Genomic DNA, 21935 nt, shown 5'->3' on the forward strand with positions numbered 1-21935 from the left:
CCCTGCCATGAAAACCCTGATCGCCCGGCGCGCCCTGGCGCGCTGCACCCTGGCCGCCGCCAGCCTGCTGGCCTTGTCCGCCCCCGCAACGCATGCTGCCGAAACGCCCCAGTACGGCGGCGTCCTCACCGCCATCCTGAACCCGGAACCGCCCACGCTGAACGTGGCGGTCCAGCAAGTGGCCGGCACACAGATGGTGGCCGGCAAGATCTTCGAAAGCCTGCTCACGTATTCCTTCGACCTGAAGCCGCAACCGGGGCTGGCCAAGTCCTGGGACGTGTCGGCCGACCGCCTGACCTACACCTTCCATCTGCAGCCCAAGGTGCAGTGGCATGACGGCAAGCCTTTCTCGTCGGACGACGTGGTGTTCACCTACACCAAAGTGCTGGCCAACACGCCACGCACGCGTACGTTGATGGCCAACGTGCAGGACGTGTCGGCGCCCGACGCGCAGACGGTCGTGTTCAAGCTGAAGCAGCCGTATTCGGCCTTCCTGTACGCCTTCGACATCGGCGGCGGCGCGATCCTGCCCAAGCATTTGTACGACGTCGACACGCCCATCGGCCAGAACCCGAACAACAACGCGCCCATCGGCACCGGCCCGTTCAAGTTCAAGCGCTGGGAACGCGGGTCGTACATCGAGCTGGTCAAGAACGAACACTACTGGAAGGAGGGCCGCCCCTATCTGGACGGCATCACCTACCGCGTGATTCCCGACTCCGCTTCGCGCCGCGTGGCGCTGGAGCAGGGGACGGTGCTGCAAGCCTGGCTGCAGGACATCGAGCCGGTGGACGTCGCGCGCGTGGCCAAGCTGCCCACGATCAACCAGACCCATAAGGGGTACGAGTACTGGTCGACCATGCAATGGATCGAATTGAATGGCGGCCGCAAGCCGTTTTCGGACAAGCGCTTCCGCCAGGCGCTGATGTACGGCATCAACCGCCAGTTCATCGCGGACAAGATCATGTTCGGATCGGGCACCGTCGCCACCGGCCCCATCCACCACAACACGCGCTTCTATGACGCCAACGTCAAGAAGTATCCCTACGACCCCAAGCAGGCGATCGCGCTGCTGGATGAGATGGGCCTGAAGCCTGACGCCAAGGGTGTGCGCGCCACGATCGGCCTGATCCCGCTGCCCTACGGCGAAATGCCGCGCCGCACGGCCGAATACATCAAGCAGAACCTGGCCAAGATCGGCGTGGCCGTCACGATCGAAAGCACGGACGTGGGCGGCTGGACCAGCCGGGTGGGCAACTGGGATTTCGATATGGGCGCCAATGGCGTTTTCCAGTACGGCGACCCGGCGATCGGTGTGTCGCGCACGTATCTGGGCAGCAACATCAAGAAGGGGCTGATGTTCAGCAACACCTCGCAGTACAACAACCCCAAGGTCGATGAACTGTTCAATGCCGCCGCCACCGCCGCGACCGACGAAGAGCGTCAGAAGCTCTACAGCGAAGCGCAGCGCATCCTGGTGGAGGACGTGCCGGTGCTGTGGCTGGCCGACACCAACTACTCGACCCTGCTGAACAAGCGCGTGCACGACGCGGTGACGACTGCGCTGGGCGTGGTGGATACGCAAAGCGACACCTGGTTGTCCAAAGAATGAAGAAGATCGCCAAATTCCTGGCGAACCGGGTGGTCAAGAGCGTCCTGGTTCTGTTGATGATCGCGCTCTTCAACTTCTTTCTGGTGCGCGCGGCGCCGGGCGACCCGGCCGAGATCCTGGCCGGCCAGTCCGGCGCGGTGGACGCCGAATTCATCGCGAAGCTGCGCCAGGAGTTCGGGCTGGACAAGCCCATCGCCGTGCAACTGGGGCAGTACCTGAAGAACGTGGCGACGTTCGACCTGGGCTATTCCTACCGCCAGCAGGCGCCGGTTGCCGGCCTGATCCTGCAGCACCTTCCCGCCACGCTGCTGCTGACCCTGTCAGCTTTCGCCTTCGCACTGCTGGCGGGCGTGAGCCTGGGCACGCAGGCGGCGCTGCGGGTCGGGAAATGGGGGGATACCGTCATCACCACCTTGTCGATGCTGGCCTACGCCACCCCGCTGTTCTGGGTGGGCCTGATGCTGGTGCTGCTGTTCTCGGTGAATCTGGAATGGCTGCCGGCCTTCGGCTACGAAAGCGTGGGTGCCAATCTGACGGGGCTGGCGCGCCTGGCCGACGTGGCCAAGCACCTGCTGCTGCCGGCGCTGACGCTGGGCATGTTCTATATGGCCGTGTACGCACGGTTGACGCGGGCGTCCATCCTCGAGATCAGCCAGCTGGATTTCGTGAAGACCGCGCGCGCCAAGGGGCTGTCCGAGCGAACCGTGATCGTGCGCCACGTGCTGCGCAACGCACTGCTGCCGGTGATCACCTACGCCGGCATCCAGGCGGGCGGCCTGATCGGCGGCTCGCTGCTGGTGGAAACGGTCTTCGCCTGGCCCGGCATCGGGCGGCTGGCGTTCGACGCGTTGATCCAGCGCGACTACAGCGTGCTGCTGGGCGTGTTCTTCGTGGCCTCGCTGATCGTGGTCGTGGTCAACCTCGTCACCGACATCCTGTACACGGTGGCGGATCCCAGGATCGAACTGAAATGAAAGCGTTCATGCAATCGTTCTGCCGCAACAAGGGCGGCATCATGGGGCTTCTGGTCCTGGGGCTGGTGACGTTGATGGCCGTCACCGCCAGCTGGGTCTTCCCGGACAGCCCGTGGGACATCATCAACGGCCCCTTCATGCCGCCGTTGTCCGAAGGCGCCTTGCTCGGCACCGACACGCTGGGTCGCGACATTGCCACCGGCATCGCCTACGGGTCGCGCATCACGCTGGTGCTGGCCGCCGTTTCCACCGCGGTGTCCATCCTGGTGGGCATCACGGTCGGTGCGCTGGCGGGCTTCTACGGTGGGAGAGTCGACCAGGCCATCGTGGGCTTCATCGAACTGTTTCAGACTATCCCCAGCTTCTTCCTGGCGGTGGTGCTGGTGGCCATCCTGACGCCCAACATGGCGACCGTGATCTTCGCGATTGCAGTGGTGTCCTGGCCGCCGTTGGCGCGGCTGGTGCGGGCCGAGTTCATGAGCCTGAAGAACCGCGAGTTCGTGCAGGCGGCCATGCTTGCCGGCCAGTCCAACCTGCGCATCATCTTGACGCAGATCCTGCCCAACAGCCTGTCGCCCGTGATCGTGTCGGGTTCCCTGATGATCGCAAGCTCGATCCTGCTGGAGTCGGCGCTGAGCTTCCTGGGCCTGGGCGATCCTAATGCCATGACCTGGGGCTACATCATCGGCGCCTCGCGCAGCGTGTTGCGCGATGCCTGGTGGATGAGCGTATTCCCCGGCGTGGCGATCCTGCTGACGGTGCTGTCGCTGAACCTGATCGGCGAGGCGCTCAACGACGCCCTGAACCCCAAACTGGCCCGCAGGAGGACGACGTGATGAGCGCGTTGCTGGAAATCCGAGACCTGAGCGTGACGGCCGCCCACGGCGGACCGACCGTGGTGAAAGACGTGTCATACACCGTCAACCGCAACGAGATCCTGTGCGTGGTGGGCGAGTCCGGCTCGGGTAAATCCGTGACTGCGCACGCCATCATGGGCCTGCTGCCGGCCGATCAGCTCCGCGTCACGCAGGGGCAAATCCTGTACGGCGGGCGCGACCTGGTCGGGCTGTCCGCCGCCGACTGGTACGGCTTGCGCGGCAAGTCCTTCGGCATGGTGTTCCAAGAGCCGATGACTGCGCTGAACCCCATCATGCGGGTGGGCCGACAAGTGGACGAGGTGCTGGAGCGCCACACCAGCCTGAATGCCGCGGCGCGCAAGCAACGCGTGCTGGAGCTTTTCGCCCAGGTGCTGCTGCCCGATCCGCAGGCCATGTACGACGCGTTCCCGTTCCAGTTGTCTGGCGGGCAACGGCAACGTGTCGTGATCGCGATGGCGCTGGCGCTGGAGCCGGATGTGCTGATCGCCGACGAACCCACGACGGCGCTGGACGTCACTACCCAGGCGCAGATCCTGAGCCTGATCAAGGACATCCAGCAACGCATGGGCATCGGCGTCATCTTCATCACGCACGATTTCGGCGTGGTGGCCGACATTGCCGACCGCATCGTCGTGATGCGCAAGGGCGTCGTAGTGGAGGCGGGCGCCGCCCAAGACATCCTGAACCGGCCGCAGCACCCCTACACGCGCCAGCTGATCGCCGCGGTGCCGCACAAGCCCGAGGGCAAGGACGAGGCCGCCCAGGCGCCGGCGCTGATGGTGGTCGACAAGCTATGCAAGACCTTCGCCACCGGCGGCCGCCGGGTCGACGCCTTGCGCGACATCTCGCTGGAAATCCGGCAAGGCGAAACGCTTGGCCTGGTCGGTGAGTCCGGTTCGGGCAAGTCCACGCTGGGCCGCACGCTGATCGGGTTGATCTCGCCCGACAGCGGCAGCGTTCGCATGGAAGGCCGTGAACTCGTGGGCATGAAGCCGCGGGACTTCCGGCCCTACCGCCGCCAGATCCAGATGGTGTTCCAGGACCCGTATGCGTCGCTGAACCCTCGCCATCGCGTGGTTGAGGCCGTGGCGCAAGGGCCCATCGCCTTCGGCGAAAGCCGCAAGACTGCGCTGCGCGACGCCCGCGAGTTGCTCGAACTGGTGGGCCTGGGCGGCGACGCCGGCGACCGCTATCCGCACCAGTTTTCGGGCGGACAGCGCCAGCGTGTCGGCATCGCCCGCGCCCTGGCGTTGAAGCCCCGGCTACTGGTGGCGGATGAAGCCGTCTCGGCGCTGGACGTATCGATCCAGGCCCAGGTGCTGGACCTGCTCAAGACGGTGAGCGGGCAGTTCGACCTGTCGGTGCTGTTCATCACCCACGACTTGCGCGTCGCCGCCCAGATCTGCGATCGCATCGCCGTGATGCGGCAAGGGCAACTGGTGGAACTGGACCGGGCAGCCACGATTTTCTACCACCCCCAACATGAATACACGCGCCGCCTGATCGATTCAGTGCCGGGCAAGGCCTGGAACAAACCCGATCCGGAGGCGCTGTCGGACCCCTCAACTAGGAGCAAGCAGTATGCGTGACACCGAGTATCAGGCGCTGGACGGGCTGGCGCTGGCCGACCTGCTGGCGCGGCGCGAAGTCAGCCCCCAGGACCTGATGGCCTGCGCCATCAAGCTGGCGCAGGAACGCGCGCCGGCCATGAATGCGCTGTGTTATGAGCGCTATGAGGAATCGCTGGACGTGGCGCGCGGGTGGAAACCCCGGGGCGCGTTCGGCGCGATCCCCTTTTTGCTGAAGGATTCGGGGCTGGCGCACACGCGCTTTCCGTCCAGCCTGGGCTCGCGCCTGCTGAACGACACGCCCTATACCCGCAATGCCACCCTGGCTGACCGTTTCGAGGCCGCAGGCCTGATCCCGTTCGCCCGCACCACCGTGCCTGAATTCTGCATGGCGCCCACGACCGAGGCCGCCCGCAACGACGGCCCCACCCGCAATCCCTGGGATCCCACCCGCTCGTCGGGCGGCTCCAGCGGCGGCGCGGCGGCGGCGGTGGCCGCGGGCATCGTACCGCTGGCGCACGGCAGCGACGGGGGCGGTTCCATCCGCATCCCGGCCGCAGCCTGCGGCGTGTACGGCCTGAAGGTCTCGCGCGGCCGCGTGCCCATGGGCCCGTTCCGCGGTGAAGGCTGGGGCGGCCTGGCGACCGACGGCGTGCTGTCACGATCGGTGCGCGACACCGCGGCCGCGCTGGACGCCATCGGCGCCCCGGAACCCGGCGCACCCTACGCCGCGCCCAAGGCGCCGGCCTCCTACCTGGCGTTGCTGGCCGAGCCGCCGCGCAAGCTGCGCATCGTCCTGTGGCGCAGCGCGTTCAATGGTGTGCCCGTTGCACCTGAATGCGTCGCCGCCGTCGAGCACGCTGCGGCGCTGTGCCGGGAGCTGGGGCACGAGGTCGTGGACGGCACCCCGCCGGACATCGAGTACGACGCGTTCGTGCAGGCCCACGCCAACGTGCTGGCCGGCAATATCGTGCTGTCCGTGGATACGCGGCTGGGCCTGACCGGCCAGCCGTTGCGCGACGGCGATCTGGAGCCGGTGCTGCGCCAGGGCTATGACTACGGCAAGACGCTGCCGGCGGCGCAATACATCGGCAGCGTGAACCGCTTCCACGCCATCGGCCGGATACTCGACCAATATATGGAAGGGTACGACGCGATCTTGTCGCCGTCGCTCACGCAACTGCCGTTGAAGTTGGGCGAACTGTCCACGGCCGGCGGATCATTCCTGGACTTCCGCCGCAAGGTTGCCACCTACGGCACGTTCTCGGCCGCCTTCAACGCGTCCGGACAGCCGGCGGCGAGCCTGCCGCTGGTTTGGACCGACGGGGGGCTGCCCGTCGGCGTGCAGGTGGCGGCCCGCTATGGCCGCGAAGACGTGGTGCTTGCCTTGTCGGCCCAATTGGAAATGGCCCAGCCCTGGGCCGGGCGCATCGCCGTCCCCAGACCCGTCTAAGGGCAGGGGTGTCGGGGCGGCCTGGCCGCCCCGTTTTCCTCCTTCATCCGGATGATTTTCCGAGGCCGCGCGCCGTCCTGCCATCGCCTGAATGGACCGGATACGGCCGGTTGCAAGACCTTTCAGCGATTCCCCCGTAAAATCACCCTATTCAGCAGGACTTCAACCATCTTTCAATAGACAGTACTTAGGAGGACCACTCATGGCCCTAGTCTCCATGCGCCAGTTGCTCGACCATGCCGCCGAGCACGGCTACGGCATTCCGGCTTTCAACGTCAACAACCTGGAACAGGTTCAGGCCATCATGGAAGCCGCTGCGGAGACCGACAGCCCGGTGATCATGCAGGCCTCGGCCGGCGCGCGCAAATACGCGGGCGAAGGCTTCCTGAAGCACTTGATCCAGGCCGCGGTGGAATCCTATCCGCACATCCCCGTCGTGATGCACCAGGATCACGGCCAGTCGCCCAAGGTCTGCCAAGGCGCCATCGACCTGGGTTTCTCCAGCGTGATGATGGACGGTTCGCTGAAGGAAGACGGCAAGACCATCGCCGACTACGACTACAACGTCGACGTCACCAAGAAGGTCGTGGACATCGCCCACAAGCTGGGCGTGACCGTTGAAGGCGAACTCGGCTGCCTGGGTTCCCTGGAAACCATGGAAGGCGACAAGGAAGACGGCCACGGCGCCGACGGCAAGCTGACCATGGACCAGCTGCTGACCGATCCGGAGCAAGCCGCCGACTTCGTGCGCCGCACGCAGCTGGACGCCCTGGCGATCGCCATCGGCACCAGCCACGGCGCCTACAAGTTCACGCGCAAGCCCACCGGCGACATCCTGTCGATCGCCCGCATCAAGGAAATCCACGCCCGCCTGCCCAACACCCACCTGGTGATGCACGGCAGCTCCAGCGTGCCGCAGGAACTGCTGGCCGAGATCCGCGAATTCGGCGGCAACATGAAGGAAACCTACGGCGTGCCCGTCGAGGAAATCCAGGAAGCCATCAAGTACGGCGTGCGCAAGATCAATATCGATACCGATATCCGTCTGGCCATGACCGGCGCGATCCGCCGCTTCTTTGCCGAGAACCCCGAAAAATTCGACCCGCGCGAATACCTGAAGCCCGCCCGCGCCGCCGCCAAGGCGATCTGTGTGGCTCGCTACACGGAATTCGGCACGGCCGGCAACGCCAGCAAGATCCGCGCGCTGCCGCTGACTGAAATCGCCGCGCAATACGCGTCGGGCAAGCTGTCGCAAGTGGTGCAATAAGTTGCCGTACGCCGCCTTCGGGCGGCGGTCTGGCAGTGAAAAGGGGCGGGTCCACTTGGACCCGCCCCTTTTTTTTGCGTCGAGCTCGGCGCTAGCGTCAGCCCGCCGGCGCGTTCCTGGGGAAATGCGGCACGCTGCGGTCCACGTGGTGCCAGGACGGCGCCGAACTCGTCCACATGCTGGCCTTGGCGTGGAAGGCCTCCGGATCGTCCAGCGATCCGGCCCGCACCACTTCGTACCCCATGCCCTCGGAGCCGCCGAACAGCGGCGTGCCACAGGCGGCGCAGAAGCTGCGCATGACGGTGTGACCGGAATCGCCCTTGTAGCGGTGTTCCTTGGCCTGGCCGCGCAGCATCGTTACCGAGCCGGCGGGGAAGATCAGGGCATGGGCCGGGGCGCCGCCGCTGGAATACTGGCAGTCCCGGCAATGACAGGTGGCGGCCGTGATGGGCTCGTCAGTGACGGCGTAACGGACGGCGCCGCACTGGCACCCGCCAGTCAGGTGTACCTGCGCGTCGGCGGCGGACGGGCGTTTGAGGGAAGCATCCTGCATACGGCTTTGTCTCCGGGCGTAAGGTCTGCGCCGTGACGCCCAGGGGCGGCCGGCGCGAATAGTGTGTTGGGAATCCAAGCCTAACCCGGCCCCCGCCGCCCGGCAAGGCAGACATATTTGCAGTAATCTATGCGCTTTGCAGGGTTCGGGCTTCGGCGCTTCGTGCGTCATGCGCCGTCCCCCGTGCAGGTTCCGATTTCGTTCTACTTCCCGCCCTGGCGCTTGCCCGAGGCGGGAATCTTCATTTTTGCCATAGGCCATTCCCGTGACTTCTGCTTTGCATCAATCCAGCATCAAGTCCTTGCCGCTGCTGGGCCGCGGTAAGGTGCGCGATATGTACGCGGTGGGCGACGACAAGTTGCTGATCGTCGCGTCGGATCGTATCTCCGCCTTCGACGTGATTCTTGACGATCCCATTCCCGGCAAGGGACAGGTGCTGACCGAGCTGACCGAATTCTGGTTGCAGAAGCTGGCCCACATCCTGCCGAACCACTCCACGGGCGTGAAGCCCGAAGACGTGGTGGCCCCGGACGAAGTGGACCAGGTGCGCGGCCGCGCCGTCGTGGTCAAGCGCTTGAAGCCGATCCTGGTGGAAGCGGTTGCCCGCGGCTACCTGATCGGTTCCGGCTGGAAAGACTACCAGTCCACCGGCGCCATCTGCGGCATCAAGCTGCCCGCCGGCCTGCAGCAGGCCAGCCAGTTGCCCGAGCCCATCTTCACGCCCGCCGCCAAGGCCGAATTCGGCATGCACGACGAAAACGTCGACTTTGCGCACGTGGTCAAGGAAGTCGGCCAGGAACTGGCCGAGCGCATCCGCGACGTCACGCTCAAGCTGTACGCCGAAGCCGCCAAGTTCGCCGCCACCAAGGGCATCATCATCGCCGACACCAAGTTCGAATTCGGCTTGGACGACAACGGCACGCTGCATTTGATGGACGAAGTGCTGACGCCCGATTCGTCGCGCTTCTGGCCGGCTGACGGCTACCGCGTCGGCATCAGCCCTCCGTCGTTCGACAAGCAGTTCGTGCGCGACTGGCTGGAAACCCAGACCTGGGACAAGACCCCGCCCGCCCCGCGCTTGCCGCAGGACGTGCTGGAAAAGACGGCCGCCAAGTACCGCGAAGCGCTGGATCGCCTGATCGCCTGATCTCTCCCACCGCTGACGAAAACCCGCTCTCGAGCGGGTTTTTTTATGGTCCGGGCTTAGGGGAATCGATAACAATTATTGCGTATTGTTACGCTATACTCGTCGGCTGCCTAAGCAGGACGCCAGCCGACAGGAGTCTTACGCATGATCATGATGTTGCCCTTTCTGACCGGATTGGTTGCTGTGTGGTTCGGCGTGCTGGGAAAGCGCCGTCCCTGCGTGACGTTCTGGCTGCTTACGCTCGTGATCTTCGGCGTCTGGTGCCAATACCACATGACCAGCCCGCTGGCGCTGTCGTGGTAAGGGCGGGGCAATGATCTTCTCCCGCAATCCCGCGCGCGGCTCGCGCGTGCTGAACGGCGTGGCGCTGTTGGGCGTCACCGGCATCCTGGGCATGGCCTTTGCCTGGCAGTTCATCTACGACGAGCTGCCGTGCCCCCTGTGCCTGTTGCAGCGCGTGGCGTTCATCCTGGCCGGCGTGGGATTCCTGCTGAACATGCGGGTGGGGCCGTCGCCCATGCACTACGGCATGAGCATTGCGGCCTCGCTGGGCGGCATGGTCGCCTCGGGCCGCCAAGTGTTGCTGCACATCGCGCCCGGCGATCCCGGCTACGGCACGCCTTTCATGGGTCTGCACTTCTATACCTGGGCGTTCATCGCCTTTGCCGCCATCATCGTCTTCTGCGTCCTGATGCAGTCCGCCGACCGAAAATGGGGCGACAGCATGCTGAAAAAGCCGGTCTCGGCGCTGGGTCTCGTCGTCATGGCCCTGTTTTTCATCATGACGCTGGCCAACGTCGGCAGCACCACCCTGGAGTGCGGTTTCGGGCCTTGCCCGGACAATCCCGACAGCTATCTGTGGCTGCCGTCTTCGGCCGCGCCATAGACGGTCGCGCGCGCCGGGTAAAATACCGGGTTTCGCGGACCGAATCCGCGGCCCTTTGACATTCCGCGGGCAGGTTTCCGCGGTCTTACCTCTTTGACACCGGTTATGACAGCCAAGACTTCCGCAGCGGCAGAGGCCACCCCCGTGGTGGGCGTGATTATGGGTTCTTCCAGCGATTGGGAGGTCATGAAGCACGCAGTCACCATGCTGGAGGACTTCGGCGTGGCCTACGAGGCGCGCGTGATTTCCGCGCACCGCATGCCGCAGGACATGGCCGAATACGGTGCGGCGGCGCACGGGCGCGGCCTGCGCGGCATCATCGCCGGCGCCGGTGGCGCGGCGCACCTGCCGGGCATGATGGCGGCGCTGACCGAAGTGCCGGTGTTCGGCGTGCCGGTCCCCTCCAAATACCTGCGCGGCGAAGACTCGCTGCTGTCCATCGTGCAGATGCCCAAGGGCGTGCCGGTGGCCACCTTCGCGATCGGCGAAGCGGGCGCGGCCAACGCCGCCCTGCACGTGATCGCCACGCTGGCGGGCACCGATGCCGGTTTGCACAAGAAGCTGGTGGCCTTCCGCGCGCGCCAGACGCAAGCCGCGCGCGACATGAAGGTTCCGCCCGAGGCCTGATCCGTATGACTCAATCGACTCCTTTCATGATTGCCCCCGGCGGCTGGCTGGGCCTGTTGGGCGGCGGCCAATTGGGCCGCATGTTCTGCCACGCGGCGCAAAGCCTGGGCTACAAGGTCGCGGTGCTGGACCCGGCCGACGAATGCCCCGCCGGCATGGTGGCCGACCTGCACATCCAGGCCGCCTACGATGACGAAGCCGGTCTGGCCCGGCTGGCCCAGACCTGTCAGGCCGTCACCACCGAATTCGAAAACGTCCCCGCCGACAGCCTGCGCACGCTGGCCACGCGTTGCCGCGTGAGCCCCGCGGCCGACGCCGTGGCCATCGTGCAGGACCGCATCGCCGAAAAGACATTCATCGCCTCGCAAGGCATACCCGTCGCGCCGCACGCGGCCATCCGCGCCGAGGCGGACCTGCGCGCCGCCTCCGACGCCTTGTTCCCCGGCATCCTGAAAGTCGCCCGACTGGGTTACGACGGCAAGGGCCAGGCCCGCATCAATACGCGCGAAGAGGCGCTGGCCGCTTTCGCCGAATTCGGCGGCGTGGCTTGCGTGCTGGAAGCGCTAATGCCGCTGGATTACGAGATTTCGGTCGTGATCGCGCGCGGTTTCGATGGCGCCACCGTGGTGTTTCCCGTGGCGCGCAATGTGCACCGCGACGGCATTCTGGCGGTGTCCACCGCCGCGCCCGTGGAATCGGACGCGGCGCACGCCGAACGGCAGGCCCGCGCGACCGACGCCGCGAAAGCCATCGCGCAAGGCCTGGGTTACCACGGCGTGATGTGCGTGGAGTTCTTCGTGCTGAAGGATGGCAGCCTGATCGTCAACGAGATCGCGCCGCGCCCGCACAACAGCGGCCACTACACGATGAACGCCTGCGTCACCAGCCAGTTCGAGCAGCAGGCGCGCGCCATGGCCGGCCTGCCGCTGGGCAGCGCCGCGCTGCTGGCGCCCGCCGTCATGCTGAACATCCTGGGCGACATCTGGTATGCGTCTTCGACCGCGACGACGCAGCGCGAACCCGATTGGGCCGCCGCGCTGGCAGTGCCGACGGCCAAGCTGCACTTGTACGGCAAGCACGAAGCCCGCCGTGGCCGCAAGATGGGCCACATCACCATCGTGGCGCCCACCCTGGACCAGGCCCGTGCCGATGCCGCCCGCGTGGCCGCCGCGCTGGGCATGGAAGCCCCCGAGTAAGCCGCGACGATCCGATGCCTTCCTTGCCCCCGCATGATTCCGCCAGCGCCGCGGAGATCGCCCTTGCCGCGCAACGTTTGCTGGATGGCGAACTGGCTGCCTTTCCCACCGAGACTGTCTACGGCCTGGGTGCGGATGCAGAAAGTCCGCAAGCGGTAGCGAAGATCTATGCGGCCAAGGGGCGGCCGTCGAATCATCCCGTCATCGTGCACATCGCCCCGCAAGGCGACGTGTCGTACTGGGCGGCCGAGGTGCCGCCGGAGGCACGCCTGCTGATCGATGCGTTCTGGCCTGGTCCGTTGACGCTGATCCTCAAGCGCGCGCCGCACATCGTGGACACGGTCAGCGGCGGGCAGGACAGCATCGGCATTCGCTGCCCGTCGCATCCTGTCGCGCAGGCGCTGCTGGCGGCCTTCGCCGCGGGCAAGCCGAACGGCCAGGGCGGCGTGGCGGCGCCGTCGGCCAACAAGTTCGGCCAGGTATCGCCGACGCGCGCCGAGCACGTGCGCCATGAATTCCCCGATGAAGTCGCCGCCGGCATGCCCGTGCTGGAGGGGGGCGCATCGGAAGTGGGCATCGAGTCCACCATCCTGGATCTGTCGCGCCTGGACCGCGGCGCCGGCCCCGTGCTGCTGCGCCCCGGCCATATCAGCGCGGCGCAGATCGAAGCCGTGCTGGGCGTGCAGGTGTTCGCGCCGGATGCCGCCGCGCCGCGCGCCTCGGGCACGCTGAAAGCGCACTACGCGCCGCGCACGCCGCTGGAACTGGCTTCCGACGCGCGCCTGCAGGAGGTGGCCCAAGGCCGCAACCTGCCGGAAGGCAAGATCGTGGTGGTGGCGTACGGCGACGCGCCCCAGGCGCTGGACCCGCGCCTGCAATGGCATCCCGTGCCCGCCGATCCGGCGCGCTATGCGCAGGCCCTCTACGGCCTGCTGCGCGACCTGGACAAACAAGGCTACGCCCGCATCATCGTGCAGGCCCCTCCGGCTACCGACGAATGGCACGCGGTCAACGACCGCATCGGCCGCGCGGCCGCCGCGTTCACGCTGGATACGACGGACCTGTAAAACGCCGGGTGACGGCCGGCAACGGCATTTGGCGAGCGGAACAAAGCCGTAGGATGGGTGGAGCGCGAACAGGCGGAGGCAAGATGATTGCTGTCCATCGCGCGCAACCCATCAGGCAGCGGTGGATCCCTATCAGCTTTCGCCAGAACTCAACCGATGCTTGATGGGTTGCGCGCGTCAGGCATTCGCATTCTGATCCGAAATCACTCGCGCTCCACCCATCCTACGATGGGCCAACATCGCATATACGCCGGACCCACATCGCATTCACGACGGCCCAACATCACACATACGACGGCCCAACATCGCATTCACGCCGGGTCGACACCCCCTTCACGCGACCAGGAATTCGCCGATCCTTTCGACGGCCTGCCGCAAGGGTGGCAGGAATTCTTCCGTCAGCCGGATCAATGGCACCCGCGCTGCCTTCACGCTGACGTTTACGGCGCCGCAGGCCTTGCCGCTGGCCGAGCGCACGGGGACCGAGATTGCGCGCACGTTCAGTTCCAGTTCCTGGTCCACCACCGCGTAGCCCTGCTCGCGGATGCGCGCCAATTCCGCGCGCAGCTTCGCTTCGGTGGTCAGCGTGAATTCCGTATAGGGTTGCAGGTCGACTGTGGCGAAATAGCGGGCTAGCGCCGGTTCAGGCAGTTGCGCCAGCAGCACGCGTCCGATTGACGTGCAGTACGCCGGCAAGCGGCTGCCCAGCCCCATTGACGTGGCCAGCAGGCGGTTCACTTCCGAGCGCGCCAGATACAGCATCTCGTGGCCTTCCATGATGGCCAGCGCACAGGTTTCATTGACGGTGGCGCTCAGCTCTTCCAACACGGGCTGGGCAAGCGACACGAACGGCGTGGACGAAAAGTACGCATAGCCCAGGCCCAGGATGCGCGGCGTCAGCACATACAGCCGGCCGTGCTGCTCGGCGATGCCCAGCAGGATCAGCGTGTGCAGGCAACGCTGCACGACCGCGCGCGGCAGGGCGGCGCGCCGGCTCAGTTCCGCCGCCGTCTGCGGATGGCGGCGCGTGCCGAACGCGCGGATCACATGCAGGCCGCGCGCAAGCGTCAGCATGTAGTCCGGATCGCCGCGCAACTGGTCGGGATGATCTTCCGCCGCAAGCGGGGCGGCGTAGCCGGGAGGGGGAAGATTGGGCAGCATCAGCCTGCGCGCAGCGGCGCGCCGGTGCGCGCTTGCAGTTCGTTCAGAGTCATGCCGTCGATCATATCCCGAACCACCAGGCCCTCCGGGGTGACGTCGATGACGGCCAGATCCGTGTAGATGCGGTCGACCACGCCGGCGCCCGTCAGCGGATACGTGCAGCGTTCGACGATCTTCGGATCGCCGTTCTTGCTGTTGTGCTCCATCATGATGAACACGCTGCGCGCGCCCACCGCCAGGTCCATCGCGCCGCCGACGGCCGGCGCTTCGCCCGGCTTGGCCAGCGACCAGTTGGCCAGGTCGCCGTTGGCGGCAACCTGCATGCCGCCCATGACGCAGATGTCCAGATGGCCTCCGCGCATCATCGCGAACGAATCCGCGTGGTGGAAGTACGAGCCGCCTTCCAGCAGCGTCACCGGCTGCTTGCCGGCGTTGATCAGATCCAGGTTGACGGCGTCGTCAGCGGGCGGCGGGCCCATGCCCAGGATGCCGTTTTCGCTATGCAGCACGATCTCGCGGCCGGGGGGAAGATGGGCGGCCACCAGCACTGGCATGCCGATGCCCAGGTTGACGTAGCTGCCGTCGGGAATGTCCAGGGCCAGGCGGCGCGCCATGGCCTCGCGGGTCAGGGGTTGCATGAGGATTCCTTCAGCTGGAAAAGGCGGCATTGGCCACCTCGGTGACACGCGCGACGAAGATGCCCGGCGTCACGACGGCTTCGGGCGACAGTTCGCCCAGCTCGACCTTGGCGCGCACCTGCACGATGGTGGTCTTGGCCGCCATGCACATGATGGGTCCGAAGTTGCGCGCGCTCTTGTGGTAGGTCAGGTTGCCCCAGCGGTCGCCCTCGTCCGCCTTGACGAGCGCGAAGTCGCCATGCAGCGGCGTCTCGAAGACATGGCCGCGGCCGTCGATGATGCGGGTTTCCTTGCCCTGGGCCAGCTCGGTGCCATAGGCTGTAGGGGTGAAGAAGCCGCCCAGCCCGGCGCCGGCGGCGCGCAACCGTTCGGCGATGGTGCCTTGCGGCACGCATTCCAGTTCAATGCCGCCGCGGCGGTACAGGTCGTCGAAGACCCAGGAATGCGAGGCCTTGGGAAATGAGCAGATGACGCGGCGCACGCGGCCGGCCTTGATCAGCGCGGCCAGGCCGGTTTCGTGGTTGCCTGCGTTGTTGCTGACGACGGTGAGTTCGCGCGCGCCCTGGTCGATCAGCGCATGGATGAGTTCGGTGGGCATGCCTGCGCCGCCGAAGCCGCTGATCAGCACCGTGGCGCCGTCGTGGATGTCCGAGACCGCGGCCTCAGGGGTATCGATGAACTTGTTGATCATGGGGAAACTCCGATCGGGCCAGGCGCGGTGCCGCGCCCGGTCCGCGTTCAATTCACGGTGATGGCCGCCTGCTTGATGATTTCGGCATAGCGCGCCGAATCCGTCTTCATCAGTTCCGCGAACTGCGCCGTGGTGCCGCTGGCGGGCAGGAAGCCCGCATCCACGAACTTTTGCTTCACATCGGGTTCCTTGACGATCTCGGCGATCTCGCGCGCCATGCGTTCGATGATCGGCTTGGGCGTGCCGGCCGGGGCCATCAGGCCGGCCCAGGAGCCCGTCACGAAGCCGGGCATGCCGGCTTCTTCCATCGTGGGGATGCCGGGCTCGGTGGGCCAGCGTTCCTTGCCGGTGAAGGCCAGCGCCTTCAGGCGGTTCTGCTTCACGTACTGCATCGGGACCAGGATGGGGTCGAACACCATCGAGACGCGGCCGCCCAGCAGATCGGTCAGGATGGGGGCGCTGCCCTTGTAGGCCACGTGCGTCATCGTGAGCTTGTTCTGCAGCGCGAAGTCGGCGCCGGTCAGGTGCGCGCTGGACCCGTTTCCGCTGGACGCGTAGGTGAGCTTGTCGGGGTTCTTGCGGCCATAGGCGACCAGGTCGGCCACGCTGTTGACCGGCAGGTCTTGCGCCACGAACAGGAACAGGGGCAGGTCGGCCATCTGCACCACCGGCGTCAGGTCGGCCGGGGCGTAGGTCAGCTTGTACAGGTGGAAGTTGATGATGTAGGCCGGCAGGATGGACAGGAAGGTGTAGCCGTCCGCGTCCGACTTGGCGGCGATGGCCGAGCCCACGCTGCTGTTGGCGCCCGGCCGGTTCTCGACGATGATCGTCTGCTTCAGGCGTGGCCCCAATTTTTCCATGACGATACGGGTCACGATATCGGTGGAGCCGCCCGGCGTGTAGGGCACGATGATCTTGATGGGCTTGCTGGGCCAGTCATCCGCCGCGTGGACGGGGGCGGTGCCCAGGCCTGCCGCGGCGAGCGCGGACAACAACAGGGTCTTCAGGGCCATGCGGCGGTGCGCCGCGCGGCGAGGCTGCGTCTTGCTTACTTGTGCCATGGATTCGTCTCCTCCATGAATCGGCCGAGTATCGATGCGCGCCCGGGATTTTTGTTGTGGCGCGATCGGCTTTTATGCTGCGGCGCCGGTGCCGCTGAGCGGACACCGGCGCGAAAAAAGTATGGCATGCGAGCTTCGCCCGGACGGCTTGAGAGGGCCGGATAAAGTTCGATCACCGGACAAATCTGATAGGGCCTCGAATGGGCATCGCCTCGGGTTTCCACTAGGCCCGATCGCGTTGTTCACGCAGTGGACATGGCGTAATCTGGCGGCCGGCCCGACAACGCTGGGCTCGGTTTCAGCCGGGAAGGCTTACAAGTCCGACCGGGCATCTATCTCAGGAGAGGCAATAATGAAGCGGTCCATCTTGTTTGCAGCCGGCGCGCTCGCCCTGGCTTGCGCGTCCCAGGCGGCAGTCGCCGGCCCCACGCTGGATGCGGTGAAGAAAAAAGGGTTCGTGCAGTGCGGCCTGACCGACGGCGTATCCGGCTTTTCCGCCACCAACAGCAAAGGCGAATGGGAAGGCATGGACGTGGATATCTGTCGCGCGGTCGCCGCGGCCGTATTCGGCGATTCGACCAAATTCAAGGGCACGGCGCTGTCCACCCAGCAACGCTTCACCGCGCTGCAATCGGGTGAAGTCGACGTGTTGCTGCGCACCGTCACGCTGACCCAGACGCGCGACACCTCGCTGGGCTTGTCTGCGGTGGCCGCCAGCTTCTATGACGGCCAGGGCATCCTGGTGAACAAGAAGCTGGGCGTCAAGAGCGCCAAGGAACTGAACGGCGCCACCGTCTGCGTGCAGCCGGGCACCACCACGGAACTGAACCTGGCCGATTGGTTCCGCTCGAACAAGATCGAGTTCAAGCCGGTCGTGATCGACAAGGTGACCGAAGTCGTGCGCGCGTTTGAGTCCGGCCGCTGCGACGCCTTCACCGACGACGCCTCGCAACTGGCCGCCGTGCGCGCCACGCAAGTCGCCAATCCCAACGACTACGAGATCCTGCCGGAACGCTTCTCCAAGGAACCGCTGGGCCCCATGGTGCGCCAGGGTGACGAGAACTGGCTGGGCATCGTGCGCTGGACCTTGTTCGCGCTGCTGGAAGCCGAGGAATATGGCATCACGCAGAAAAACGTCGACGAAATGTTGAAGAGCAGCAACCCCAACGTCTTGCGCATCCTGGGCGTGACGCCGGGCGCCGGCAAGAACATGGGCGTGGACGAAAAATGGGCCTACAACGCCATCAAGGCCGTGGGCAACTACAGCGAAGTGTTCGAGCGCAACGTCGGCAAGGACAGCAAGCTGGGCCTGCAGCGCGGCACGAACGCGCTGTGGAGCAACGGCGGCGCCATGTATCCGTGGCCGATCCGTTGACACCCTGCGTGCGATAACAGGCGGCCCGCAACGCGCGGGCCGCTTTTTTTCTTGCCGAGGTCTCCGGGCAAGGGGATTGCCGAAGTCTTTGCAATCGCCCTGCGATATAAGCGAACCGTTATGCGGTACGCTATGCGCTTTCTCTCTGCACGCCCCGTGCCATGACCCTGACGCGAAACCCCGAGGATTCCCCGCTGTTCATTGCTGCGTTGGCGCGTGGCATTTCCGTGCTGCGGGCCTTCAGCGAAGGGCAGCCCGCCATGACGCTGCCGGAGCTTGCCGATGCCACGGGGTTGAGCAAAAGCGCAGTCCAGCGCTTTACCCATACGCTCTGGACGCTGGGCTACCTGCGCAAGGATCCGGTCAGCAAGAAGTTCTCGCTGGCGCCCTGGTCCCTGGAGCTGGGCATGAATTACGTGCAAACGAGTCCGCTGGTTTTGGGCGGCAACCCGTTCCTGCACACGCTGAACCGCAACAGCCAGGAAACGTGCAGCCTGGCCGAGCCCGATGGCCTGGACATGGTCTATGTGGCGCGCTTTGCCACCCATAAGGAAATGTTTGTGAACATGCCGGTGGGCATGCGTTTGCCCTTGTATTGCACCGCAGCCGGCCGCGCCGTGCTGGCCAAGCTGGACCCGGGCGTGGCCCATGACCTGCTGGAACGCTGCGACCGCAAGCCCTACACGGCCAATACGCTCACTACGCTGGACGCCTTGCTGGCCGAACTGGAGTTCGCGCGGCGCCACGGCTATGCCCGTTCCAACGGCGAGTTCTATCCGGGCGACATCACGGTCAGCGCGGCGGTGCTGGATGCCGGGGGAACTCCGTTGGGGGCCGTAAACGTCTCGGTTCCGTCTAGTCGCTGGTCTTTTGAACAGGCGCAAGCTGTCTTCGGTCCGCAAGTCGTGGAAACCGCGCACGCCATCAGTGCATCGCGCACGCTGGGCCGATCGCATCCCTTCTATCAGATGGAACCGCCGGGCGGCGCCCTGCGCGGCGCGATGCCGCTGACTGACGACGAGGCCTGATCCTTTCCCACGTGCCGCATGTCGGTGCAGCGCTGCACCGTGCTAGGGCGCGTTCGCGCCTATTCCATACTAAATTAATCAACTAATTTTTCAGCTTCTAAGGGGAACTCCCTAATTGGCTGGCTGGGTTCTTGCTTGCTAATCTATTTATGACACGATCGTATCGCACAGCGATTTGATCGAATCTAAATATAGCTCGCGTCTGCGATTTCGCCGACGAGGCATGCCCAGGAGCCGCGCTGTGCCGCAGTCATCTGAAGTCAGTTTCAATCCCGTCGCCGGATTCATGGGGTTGCCGTCTGCCCGCGAGGCGGGGGCGGGCCGGGCACGCGCCTGCGTGGTCGGCATCCCGTTCGATTGCGGCACGCATCCGTTTCGCGTGGGGTCCCGGCAGGGGCCCGACGCGATCCGAGAGCAATCCCGGCTGCTGCGCCCCGTCGATATTTTCCGCCGCAACGGCATCGACAATCCGCCTGAATTCCTGCGTGCGATCGACGTGGGCAACGTCGCCTGCCATCCCGGCGACCCGGACGCGTCCTATCCGCTGATCGAGGCCGGCATCGGAGCCATCCTGGACGCGGGCGCCATCCCGATCTCGATGGGGGGCGACGGCGCGGTGACGCTGCCGCAGTTGCGCGCCGTGGCGCGCCGCCATCCGGATTTCGTCGTGCTGCATTTCGATTCGCATACCGACACCTATCCCATCCCAGGCTACAACACGGCCACGACCTTCACGCGCGCCGCGGAAGAAGGGCTGCTGGACGTGGCGTCCAGCTTCCACGTTGGCACCCGTGGCAGTTCCTTCATGCCCGGGGTGCTGGAGTTCGGGCGCGAGGTCGGCTACACGATCGTGCCGTACGACGACTTCGACCAGGACCAGAAGGCCACGCTTGCGGACATCAAGCAGCGCATCGGCCAGCGCCCGGTCTACCTGTGCTTCGACATGGACATCTTCGACCCCTCCTGCGCGCCGGGCGTGTGCACGCCGGAGTGGGGCGGGTTGTCGGCCAAGGAAGGGCTGGCGCTGCTGCGCCAGCTTGCGGGCCTGAACTTCGTGGCGTTCGACGTCAATACCGTGTCGCCGCCGCAAGACGTGCAGGGGGCTACGGCCTTCCTGGCCGCCACCGTGATGCAGGAATTCTGCGCGTTGGCGGCGGTAGCGGTGCAGCAGTACCCGCAAGGGCGTCCGGCCTGAGCCGTCGCGTCCGCGGCATTCATTCATCCAAGGGGAAAACGATGAAACTCAAATCCATCCTGCTGGGCGTGGCTGCGGCCAGCCTGCTGATCCAGACCGGCGCGCAGGCGCGCACGCTGGACGAAGTGCGCGCCGACAAGAGTCTGGCCGTCGTCACCACGGCGTCCGCACCGCCGCACGGGTTCAAGAATCCGAAGTCGAACCAACTGGAAGGCATCATGGTGGACGTGGCCGCTGGCGTGGCCAAGCACCTGAAGGTGGCGGACAAGCTGTCCGACGTGCCGTTCTCGGGCCTCATCCCCACGCTGACGTCCGGGCGGGCCGACGTCATGTCCGCGCCGCTCTTCATCACCGAAGAGCGTGCGCGCGCCATCGATTTCTCGGCGCCGGTCTACGAGTGGGGCGAGGGCGTGGTGGTCAGCGACAAGGCGGCCAGGAAATACGCCAAGTTCGAAGACATGCAGGGTCAGCGCGTGGGCGTTCTGGTGGATTCGGTGCAGTTCAACATGATCAAGGACATGCCGGGCACCAAGGTCACGACCTATCAGGATTACTCCACCTTGCTGGCCGACGTGCGCGCGGGCCGCATCGACCTGGGCATCGTGGACCCGCCCAGCATCATCTACCAGATCCAGACCAAGAACATCCCGGGCGTGAAGCTGGACACCGGCTACCAGCCGCAACGCAAGTGGCAGGTCGGCATGGCCGTGCAGAAGGGCAACGCCGCGTTGCTGGACGCCGTCAACAACGCGTTGGCCGAGATGCGCAAGAACGGGGAAATGGCAGCCATCGGGAAGAAGTGGGGCGTGTCGGACCTGATCAGCAAGTAAGCGCCGCAACGGCACGGATAAGGAGCACGACTTGGATCTCGCTACGCTGCGCATGTACCTGACCCCTTTGGCCGAGGGCACGGTCTGGACTTTGGCGCTTTTTTTCTGTTCGGCCTTCCTGGCGGTGGCGTTGGGCCTGGTCGTCTGCTTGTGCCGCTTGTCGCCTTCACGCCTGTTGAGCCGCGGCGCGCGCTTCTACATCGAAGTGATACGCGGCACGCCGCTGCTGCTGCAGTTGTTCTACATCTACTACGGCCTGCCCGAGATGGGGGTGGTGATCAACGGCTTTGTCGCGGGCGTGCTGGGCCTGACGCTGAACTTCGGCGCCTATCTGGCCGAACTGTTCAGAAGCGGCATCCAGTCGGTGGACACCGGGCAGTACGAGGCGGCCCGCGCGCTGGGCTTGCGCAAGGTGCAGCGGCTGCGCCGCATCGTGCTGCCGCAAGCGCTGCGCACGGTGTTCCCGGCCCTGGGGAACTACGCGCTGGTGCTGATCAAGGAGACCTCGCTCGTCGCCGTCATCAGCGTGTATGAACTGATGCGGGCGGGCGAAATGCTGGCCGGCGCGACGTTCCAGGCGCTGACCGTCTACACGATGGTGGGGGTCATCTACTTCGCCATGTGCAGCGTGCTGTCGTACCTGTTCCGGCGCTCCGAGAAGCGCTTGACGGTGCCGGGCTACTGGAGCGGCGCCGGCGAAAACCACGATATTTCCAAGGCCTGAGACG

Annotated in this window: 22 protein-coding genes; 17 read left to right on the forward strand and 5 right to left on the reverse strand. The window is 65.7% G+C overall.

Going from position 1 to position 21935, the window contains the following annotated elements; translation table 11 throughout:
* Window positions 1-7: 7 nt before the first annotated feature.
* The 6 genes from AC27VE_RS06695 to fba all read left to right on the forward strand — a co-directional run bounded on the left by AC27VE_RS06695 (window position 8) and on the right by fba (window position 7752).
* Complete coding sequence (locus tag AC27VE_RS06695) at window positions 8-1612, forward strand: ABC transporter substrate-binding protein (RefSeq protein WP_488703374.1); 1605 nt, start codon at window positions 8-10, stop codon at window positions 1610-1612.
* Window positions 1609-2586: an ABC transporter permease gene (locus AC27VE_RS06700; protein WP_280028154.1), complete on the forward strand. Its 978-nt coding sequence runs from the start codon at window positions 1609-1611 to the stop codon at window positions 2584-2586. The genes AC27VE_RS06695 and AC27VE_RS06700 overlap by 4 nt, the downstream gene beginning before the upstream one ends.
* Window positions 2583-3422, forward strand: a complete 840-nt coding sequence (locus AC27VE_RS06705) for an ABC transporter permease (RefSeq protein ID WP_279972720.1) — start codon at window positions 2583-2585, stop codon at window positions 3420-3422. Before AC27VE_RS06700 ends, AC27VE_RS06705 begins: the two co-directional genes overlap by 4 nt.
* Window positions 3422-5053 (forward strand): ABC transporter ATP-binding protein, encoded by a 1632-nt coding sequence (locus tag AC27VE_RS06710; RefSeq protein WP_427961604.1) that lies wholly within the window; start codon window positions 3422-3424, stop codon window positions 5051-5053. The genes AC27VE_RS06705 and AC27VE_RS06710 overlap by 1 nt, the downstream gene beginning before the upstream one ends.
* Complete coding sequence (locus tag AC27VE_RS06715) at window positions 5046-6485, forward strand: amidase (RefSeq protein WP_488703375.1); 1440 nt, start codon at window positions 5046-5048, stop codon at window positions 6483-6485. Before AC27VE_RS06710 ends, AC27VE_RS06715 begins: the two co-directional genes overlap by 8 nt.
* Before the next feature lie 202 nt (window positions 6486-6687).
* Complete coding sequence (gene fba, locus AC27VE_RS06720) at window positions 6688-7752, forward strand: class II fructose-bisphosphate aldolase (RefSeq protein ID WP_315137852.1); 1065 nt, start codon at window positions 6688-6690, stop codon at window positions 7750-7752.
* Window positions 7753-7849: 97 nt separating this feature from the next.
* Here the strand turns inward: fba and AC27VE_RS06725 are convergent, their stop codons facing one another.
* On the reverse strand, window positions 7850-8305 hold the full coding sequence (locus AC27VE_RS06725) for a GFA family protein (RefSeq protein WP_315137849.1): 456 nt from the start codon (window positions 8303-8305) through the stop codon (window positions 7850-7852).
* 265 nt (window positions 8306-8570) lie between these two features.
* Here AC27VE_RS06725 and AC27VE_RS06730 point away from each other — a divergent pair, with 265 nt between their 5' ends.
* The 6 genes from AC27VE_RS06730 to AC27VE_RS06755 all read left to right on the forward strand — a co-directional run bounded on the left by AC27VE_RS06730 (window position 8571) and on the right by AC27VE_RS06755 (window position 13228).
* A complete protein-coding gene (locus AC27VE_RS06730) occupies window positions 8571-9452 on the forward strand; it encodes a phosphoribosylaminoimidazolesuccinocarboxamide synthase (RefSeq protein WP_006222795.1) in 882 nt (293 codons plus the stop codon).
* A 144-nt stretch (window positions 9453-9596) separates the two neighbouring features.
* A complete protein-coding gene (locus tag AC27VE_RS06735; protein WP_427961608.1) occupies window positions 9597-9755 on the forward strand; it encodes a DUF5993 family protein in 159 nt (52 codons plus the stop codon).
* A gap of 10 nt (window positions 9756-9765) precedes the next feature.
* Window positions 9766-10338 carry a disulfide bond formation protein B gene (locus AC27VE_RS06740; protein ID WP_280028147.1) on the forward strand — a complete coding sequence of 191 codons (573 nt, stop codon included), beginning with the start codon at window positions 9766-9768 and terminating at the stop codon, window positions 10336-10338.
* 105 nt (window positions 10339-10443) lie between these two features.
* Window positions 10444-10965 carry a 5-(carboxyamino)imidazole ribonucleotide mutase gene (gene purE, locus AC27VE_RS06745; RefSeq protein WP_199196903.1) on the forward strand — a complete coding sequence of 174 codons (522 nt, stop codon included), beginning with the start codon at window positions 10444-10446 and terminating at the stop codon, window positions 10963-10965.
* A 5-nt stretch (window positions 10966-10970) separates the two neighbouring features.
* Window positions 10971-12161, forward strand: a complete 1191-nt coding sequence (locus tag AC27VE_RS06750; RefSeq protein ID WP_035212358.1) for a 5-(carboxyamino)imidazole ribonucleotide synthase — start codon at window positions 10971-10973, stop codon at window positions 12159-12161.
* Between the two features lie 14 nt (window positions 12162-12175).
* On the forward strand, window positions 12176-13228 hold the full coding sequence (locus AC27VE_RS06755; RefSeq protein ID WP_488703376.1) for an L-threonylcarbamoyladenylate synthase: 1053 nt from the start codon (window positions 12176-12178) through the stop codon (window positions 13226-13228).
* 333 nt (window positions 13229-13561) lie between these two features.
* Here the strand turns inward: AC27VE_RS06755 and AC27VE_RS06760 are convergent, their stop codons facing one another.
* Genes AC27VE_RS06760 through AC27VE_RS06775 form a run of 4 tightly spaced genes read right to left on the reverse strand, consistent with a single transcriptional unit; the run spans window position 13562 to window position 16779 of the window.
* Entirely contained in the window at window positions 13562-14389 is an 828-nt protein-coding gene (locus AC27VE_RS06760) for an IclR family transcriptional regulator domain-containing protein (protein WP_006222801.1), read from the reverse strand.
* Window positions 14389-15027 (reverse strand): 3-oxoacid CoA-transferase subunit B, encoded by a 639-nt coding sequence (locus AC27VE_RS06765; protein WP_488703377.1) that lies wholly within the window; start codon window positions 15025-15027, stop codon window positions 14389-14391. Before AC27VE_RS06765 ends, AC27VE_RS06760 begins: the two co-directional genes overlap by 1 nt.
* Before the next feature lie 10 nt (window positions 15028-15037).
* Window positions 15038-15718: a 3-oxoacid CoA-transferase subunit A gene (locus AC27VE_RS06770; protein WP_488703378.1), complete on the reverse strand. Its 681-nt coding sequence runs from the start codon at window positions 15716-15718 to the stop codon at window positions 15038-15040.
* A gap of 47 nt (window positions 15719-15765) precedes the next feature.
* Window positions 15766-16779 (reverse strand): Bug family tripartite tricarboxylate transporter substrate binding protein, encoded by a 1014-nt coding sequence (locus tag AC27VE_RS06775; protein WP_488703379.1) that lies wholly within the window; start codon window positions 16777-16779, stop codon window positions 15766-15768.
* A gap of 352 nt (window positions 16780-17131) precedes the next feature.
* On the opposite strand from AC27VE_RS06775, the gene AC27VE_RS06780 reads away from it, so the two are divergent.
* The 5 genes from AC27VE_RS06780 to AC27VE_RS06800 all read left to right on the forward strand — a co-directional run bounded on the left by AC27VE_RS06780 (window position 17132) and on the right by AC27VE_RS06800 (window position 21931).
* Window positions 17132-18154, forward strand: coding sequence for an amino acid ABC transporter substrate-binding protein (locus AC27VE_RS06780; protein WP_006222805.1), 1023 nt, complete (start codon window positions 17132-17134; stop codon window positions 18152-18154).
* 161 nt (window positions 18155-18315) lie between these two features.
* Entirely contained in the window at window positions 18316-19182 is an 867-nt protein-coding gene (locus AC27VE_RS06785) for an IclR family transcriptional regulator (RefSeq protein ID WP_006222806.1), read from the forward strand.
* Between the two features lie 286 nt (window positions 19183-19468).
* On the forward strand, window positions 19469-20377 hold the full coding sequence (locus AC27VE_RS06790; protein ID WP_280028156.1) for an arginase family protein: 909 nt from the start codon (window positions 19469-19471) through the stop codon (window positions 20375-20377).
* A 41-nt stretch (window positions 20378-20418) separates the two neighbouring features.
* Complete coding sequence (locus tag AC27VE_RS06795; RefSeq protein WP_424625175.1) at window positions 20419-21207, forward strand: ABC transporter substrate-binding protein; 789 nt, start codon at window positions 20419-20421, stop codon at window positions 21205-21207.
* A 31-nt stretch (window positions 21208-21238) separates the two neighbouring features.
* A complete protein-coding gene (locus tag AC27VE_RS06800) occupies window positions 21239-21931 on the forward strand; it encodes an amino acid ABC transporter permease (RefSeq protein WP_006222809.1) in 693 nt (230 codons plus the stop codon).
* Window positions 21932-21935: the final 4 nt, after the last annotated feature.

The organism is Achromobacter sp. 18P8.1.1 (assembly GCF_057799415.1).

What these genes read in the sequence shown, in the direction of transcription:
- AC27VE_RS06695 (WP_488703374.1), top strand. Translation starts at nt 8, where the DNA reads ATGAAAACCCTGATCGCCCGGCGCGCCCTGGCGCGCTGCACCCTGGCC.
- AC27VE_RS06700 (WP_280028154.1), top strand. Translation starts at nt 1,609, where the DNA reads ATGAAGAAGATCGCCAAATTCCTGGCGAACCGGGTGGTCAAGAGCGTC.
- AC27VE_RS06705 (WP_279972720.1), top strand. Translation starts at nt 2,583, where the DNA reads ATGAAAGCGTTCATGCAATCGTTCTGCCGCAACAAGGGCGGCATCATG.
- AC27VE_RS06710 (WP_427961604.1), top strand. Translation starts at nt 3,422, where the DNA reads ATGAGCGCGTTGCTGGAAATCCGAGACCTGAGCGTGACGGCCGCCCAC.
- AC27VE_RS06715 (WP_488703375.1), top strand. Translation starts at nt 5,046, where the DNA reads ATGCGTGACACCGAGTATCAGGCGCTGGACGGGCTGGCGCTGGCCGAC.
- fba (WP_315137852.1), top strand. Translation starts at nt 6,688, where the DNA reads ATGGCCCTAGTCTCCATGCGCCAGTTGCTCGACCATGCCGCCGAGCAC.
- AC27VE_RS06725 (WP_315137849.1), bottom strand. Translation starts at nt 8,305, where the DNA reads ATGCAGGATGCTTCCCTCAAACGCCCGTCCGCCGCCGACGCGCAGGTA.
- AC27VE_RS06735 (WP_427961608.1), top strand. Translation starts at nt 9,597, where the DNA reads ATGATCATGATGTTGCCCTTTCTGACCGGATTGGTTGCTGTGTGGTTC.
- AC27VE_RS06740 (WP_280028147.1), top strand. Translation starts at nt 9,766, where the DNA reads ATGATCTTCTCCCGCAATCCCGCGCGCGGCTCGCGCGTGCTGAACGGC.
- purE (WP_199196903.1), top strand. Translation starts at nt 10,444, where the DNA reads ATGACAGCCAAGACTTCCGCAGCGGCAGAGGCCACCCCCGTGGTGGGC.
- AC27VE_RS06750 (WP_035212358.1), top strand. Translation starts at nt 10,971, where the DNA reads ATGACTCAATCGACTCCTTTCATGATTGCCCCCGGCGGCTGGCTGGGC.
- AC27VE_RS06755 (WP_488703376.1), top strand. Translation starts at nt 12,176, where the DNA reads ATGCCTTCCTTGCCCCCGCATGATTCCGCCAGCGCCGCGGAGATCGCC.
- AC27VE_RS06760 (WP_006222801.1), bottom strand. Translation starts at nt 14,389, where the DNA reads ATGCTGCCCAATCTTCCCCCTCCCGGCTACGCCGCCCCGCTTGCGGCG.
- AC27VE_RS06765 (WP_488703377.1), bottom strand. Translation starts at nt 15,027, where the DNA reads ATGCAACCCCTGACCCGCGAGGCCATGGCGCGCCGCCTGGCCCTGGAC.
- AC27VE_RS06770 (WP_488703378.1), bottom strand. Translation starts at nt 15,718, where the DNA reads ATGATCAACAAGTTCATCGATACCCCTGAGGCCGCGGTCTCGGACATC.
- AC27VE_RS06775 (WP_488703379.1), bottom strand. Translation starts at nt 16,779, where the DNA reads ATGGCACAAGTAAGCAAGACGCAGCCTCGCCGCGCGGCGCACCGCCGC.
- AC27VE_RS06780 (WP_006222805.1), top strand. Translation starts at nt 17,132, where the DNA reads ATGAAGCGGTCCATCTTGTTTGCAGCCGGCGCGCTCGCCCTGGCTTGC.
- AC27VE_RS06785 (WP_006222806.1), top strand. Translation starts at nt 18,316, where the DNA reads ATGACCCTGACGCGAAACCCCGAGGATTCCCCGCTGTTCATTGCTGCG.
- AC27VE_RS06790 (WP_280028156.1), top strand. Translation starts at nt 19,469, where the DNA reads ATGGGGTTGCCGTCTGCCCGCGAGGCGGGGGCGGGCCGGGCACGCGCC.
- AC27VE_RS06795 (WP_424625175.1), top strand. Translation starts at nt 20,419, where the DNA reads ATGAAACTCAAATCCATCCTGCTGGGCGTGGCTGCGGCCAGCCTGCTG.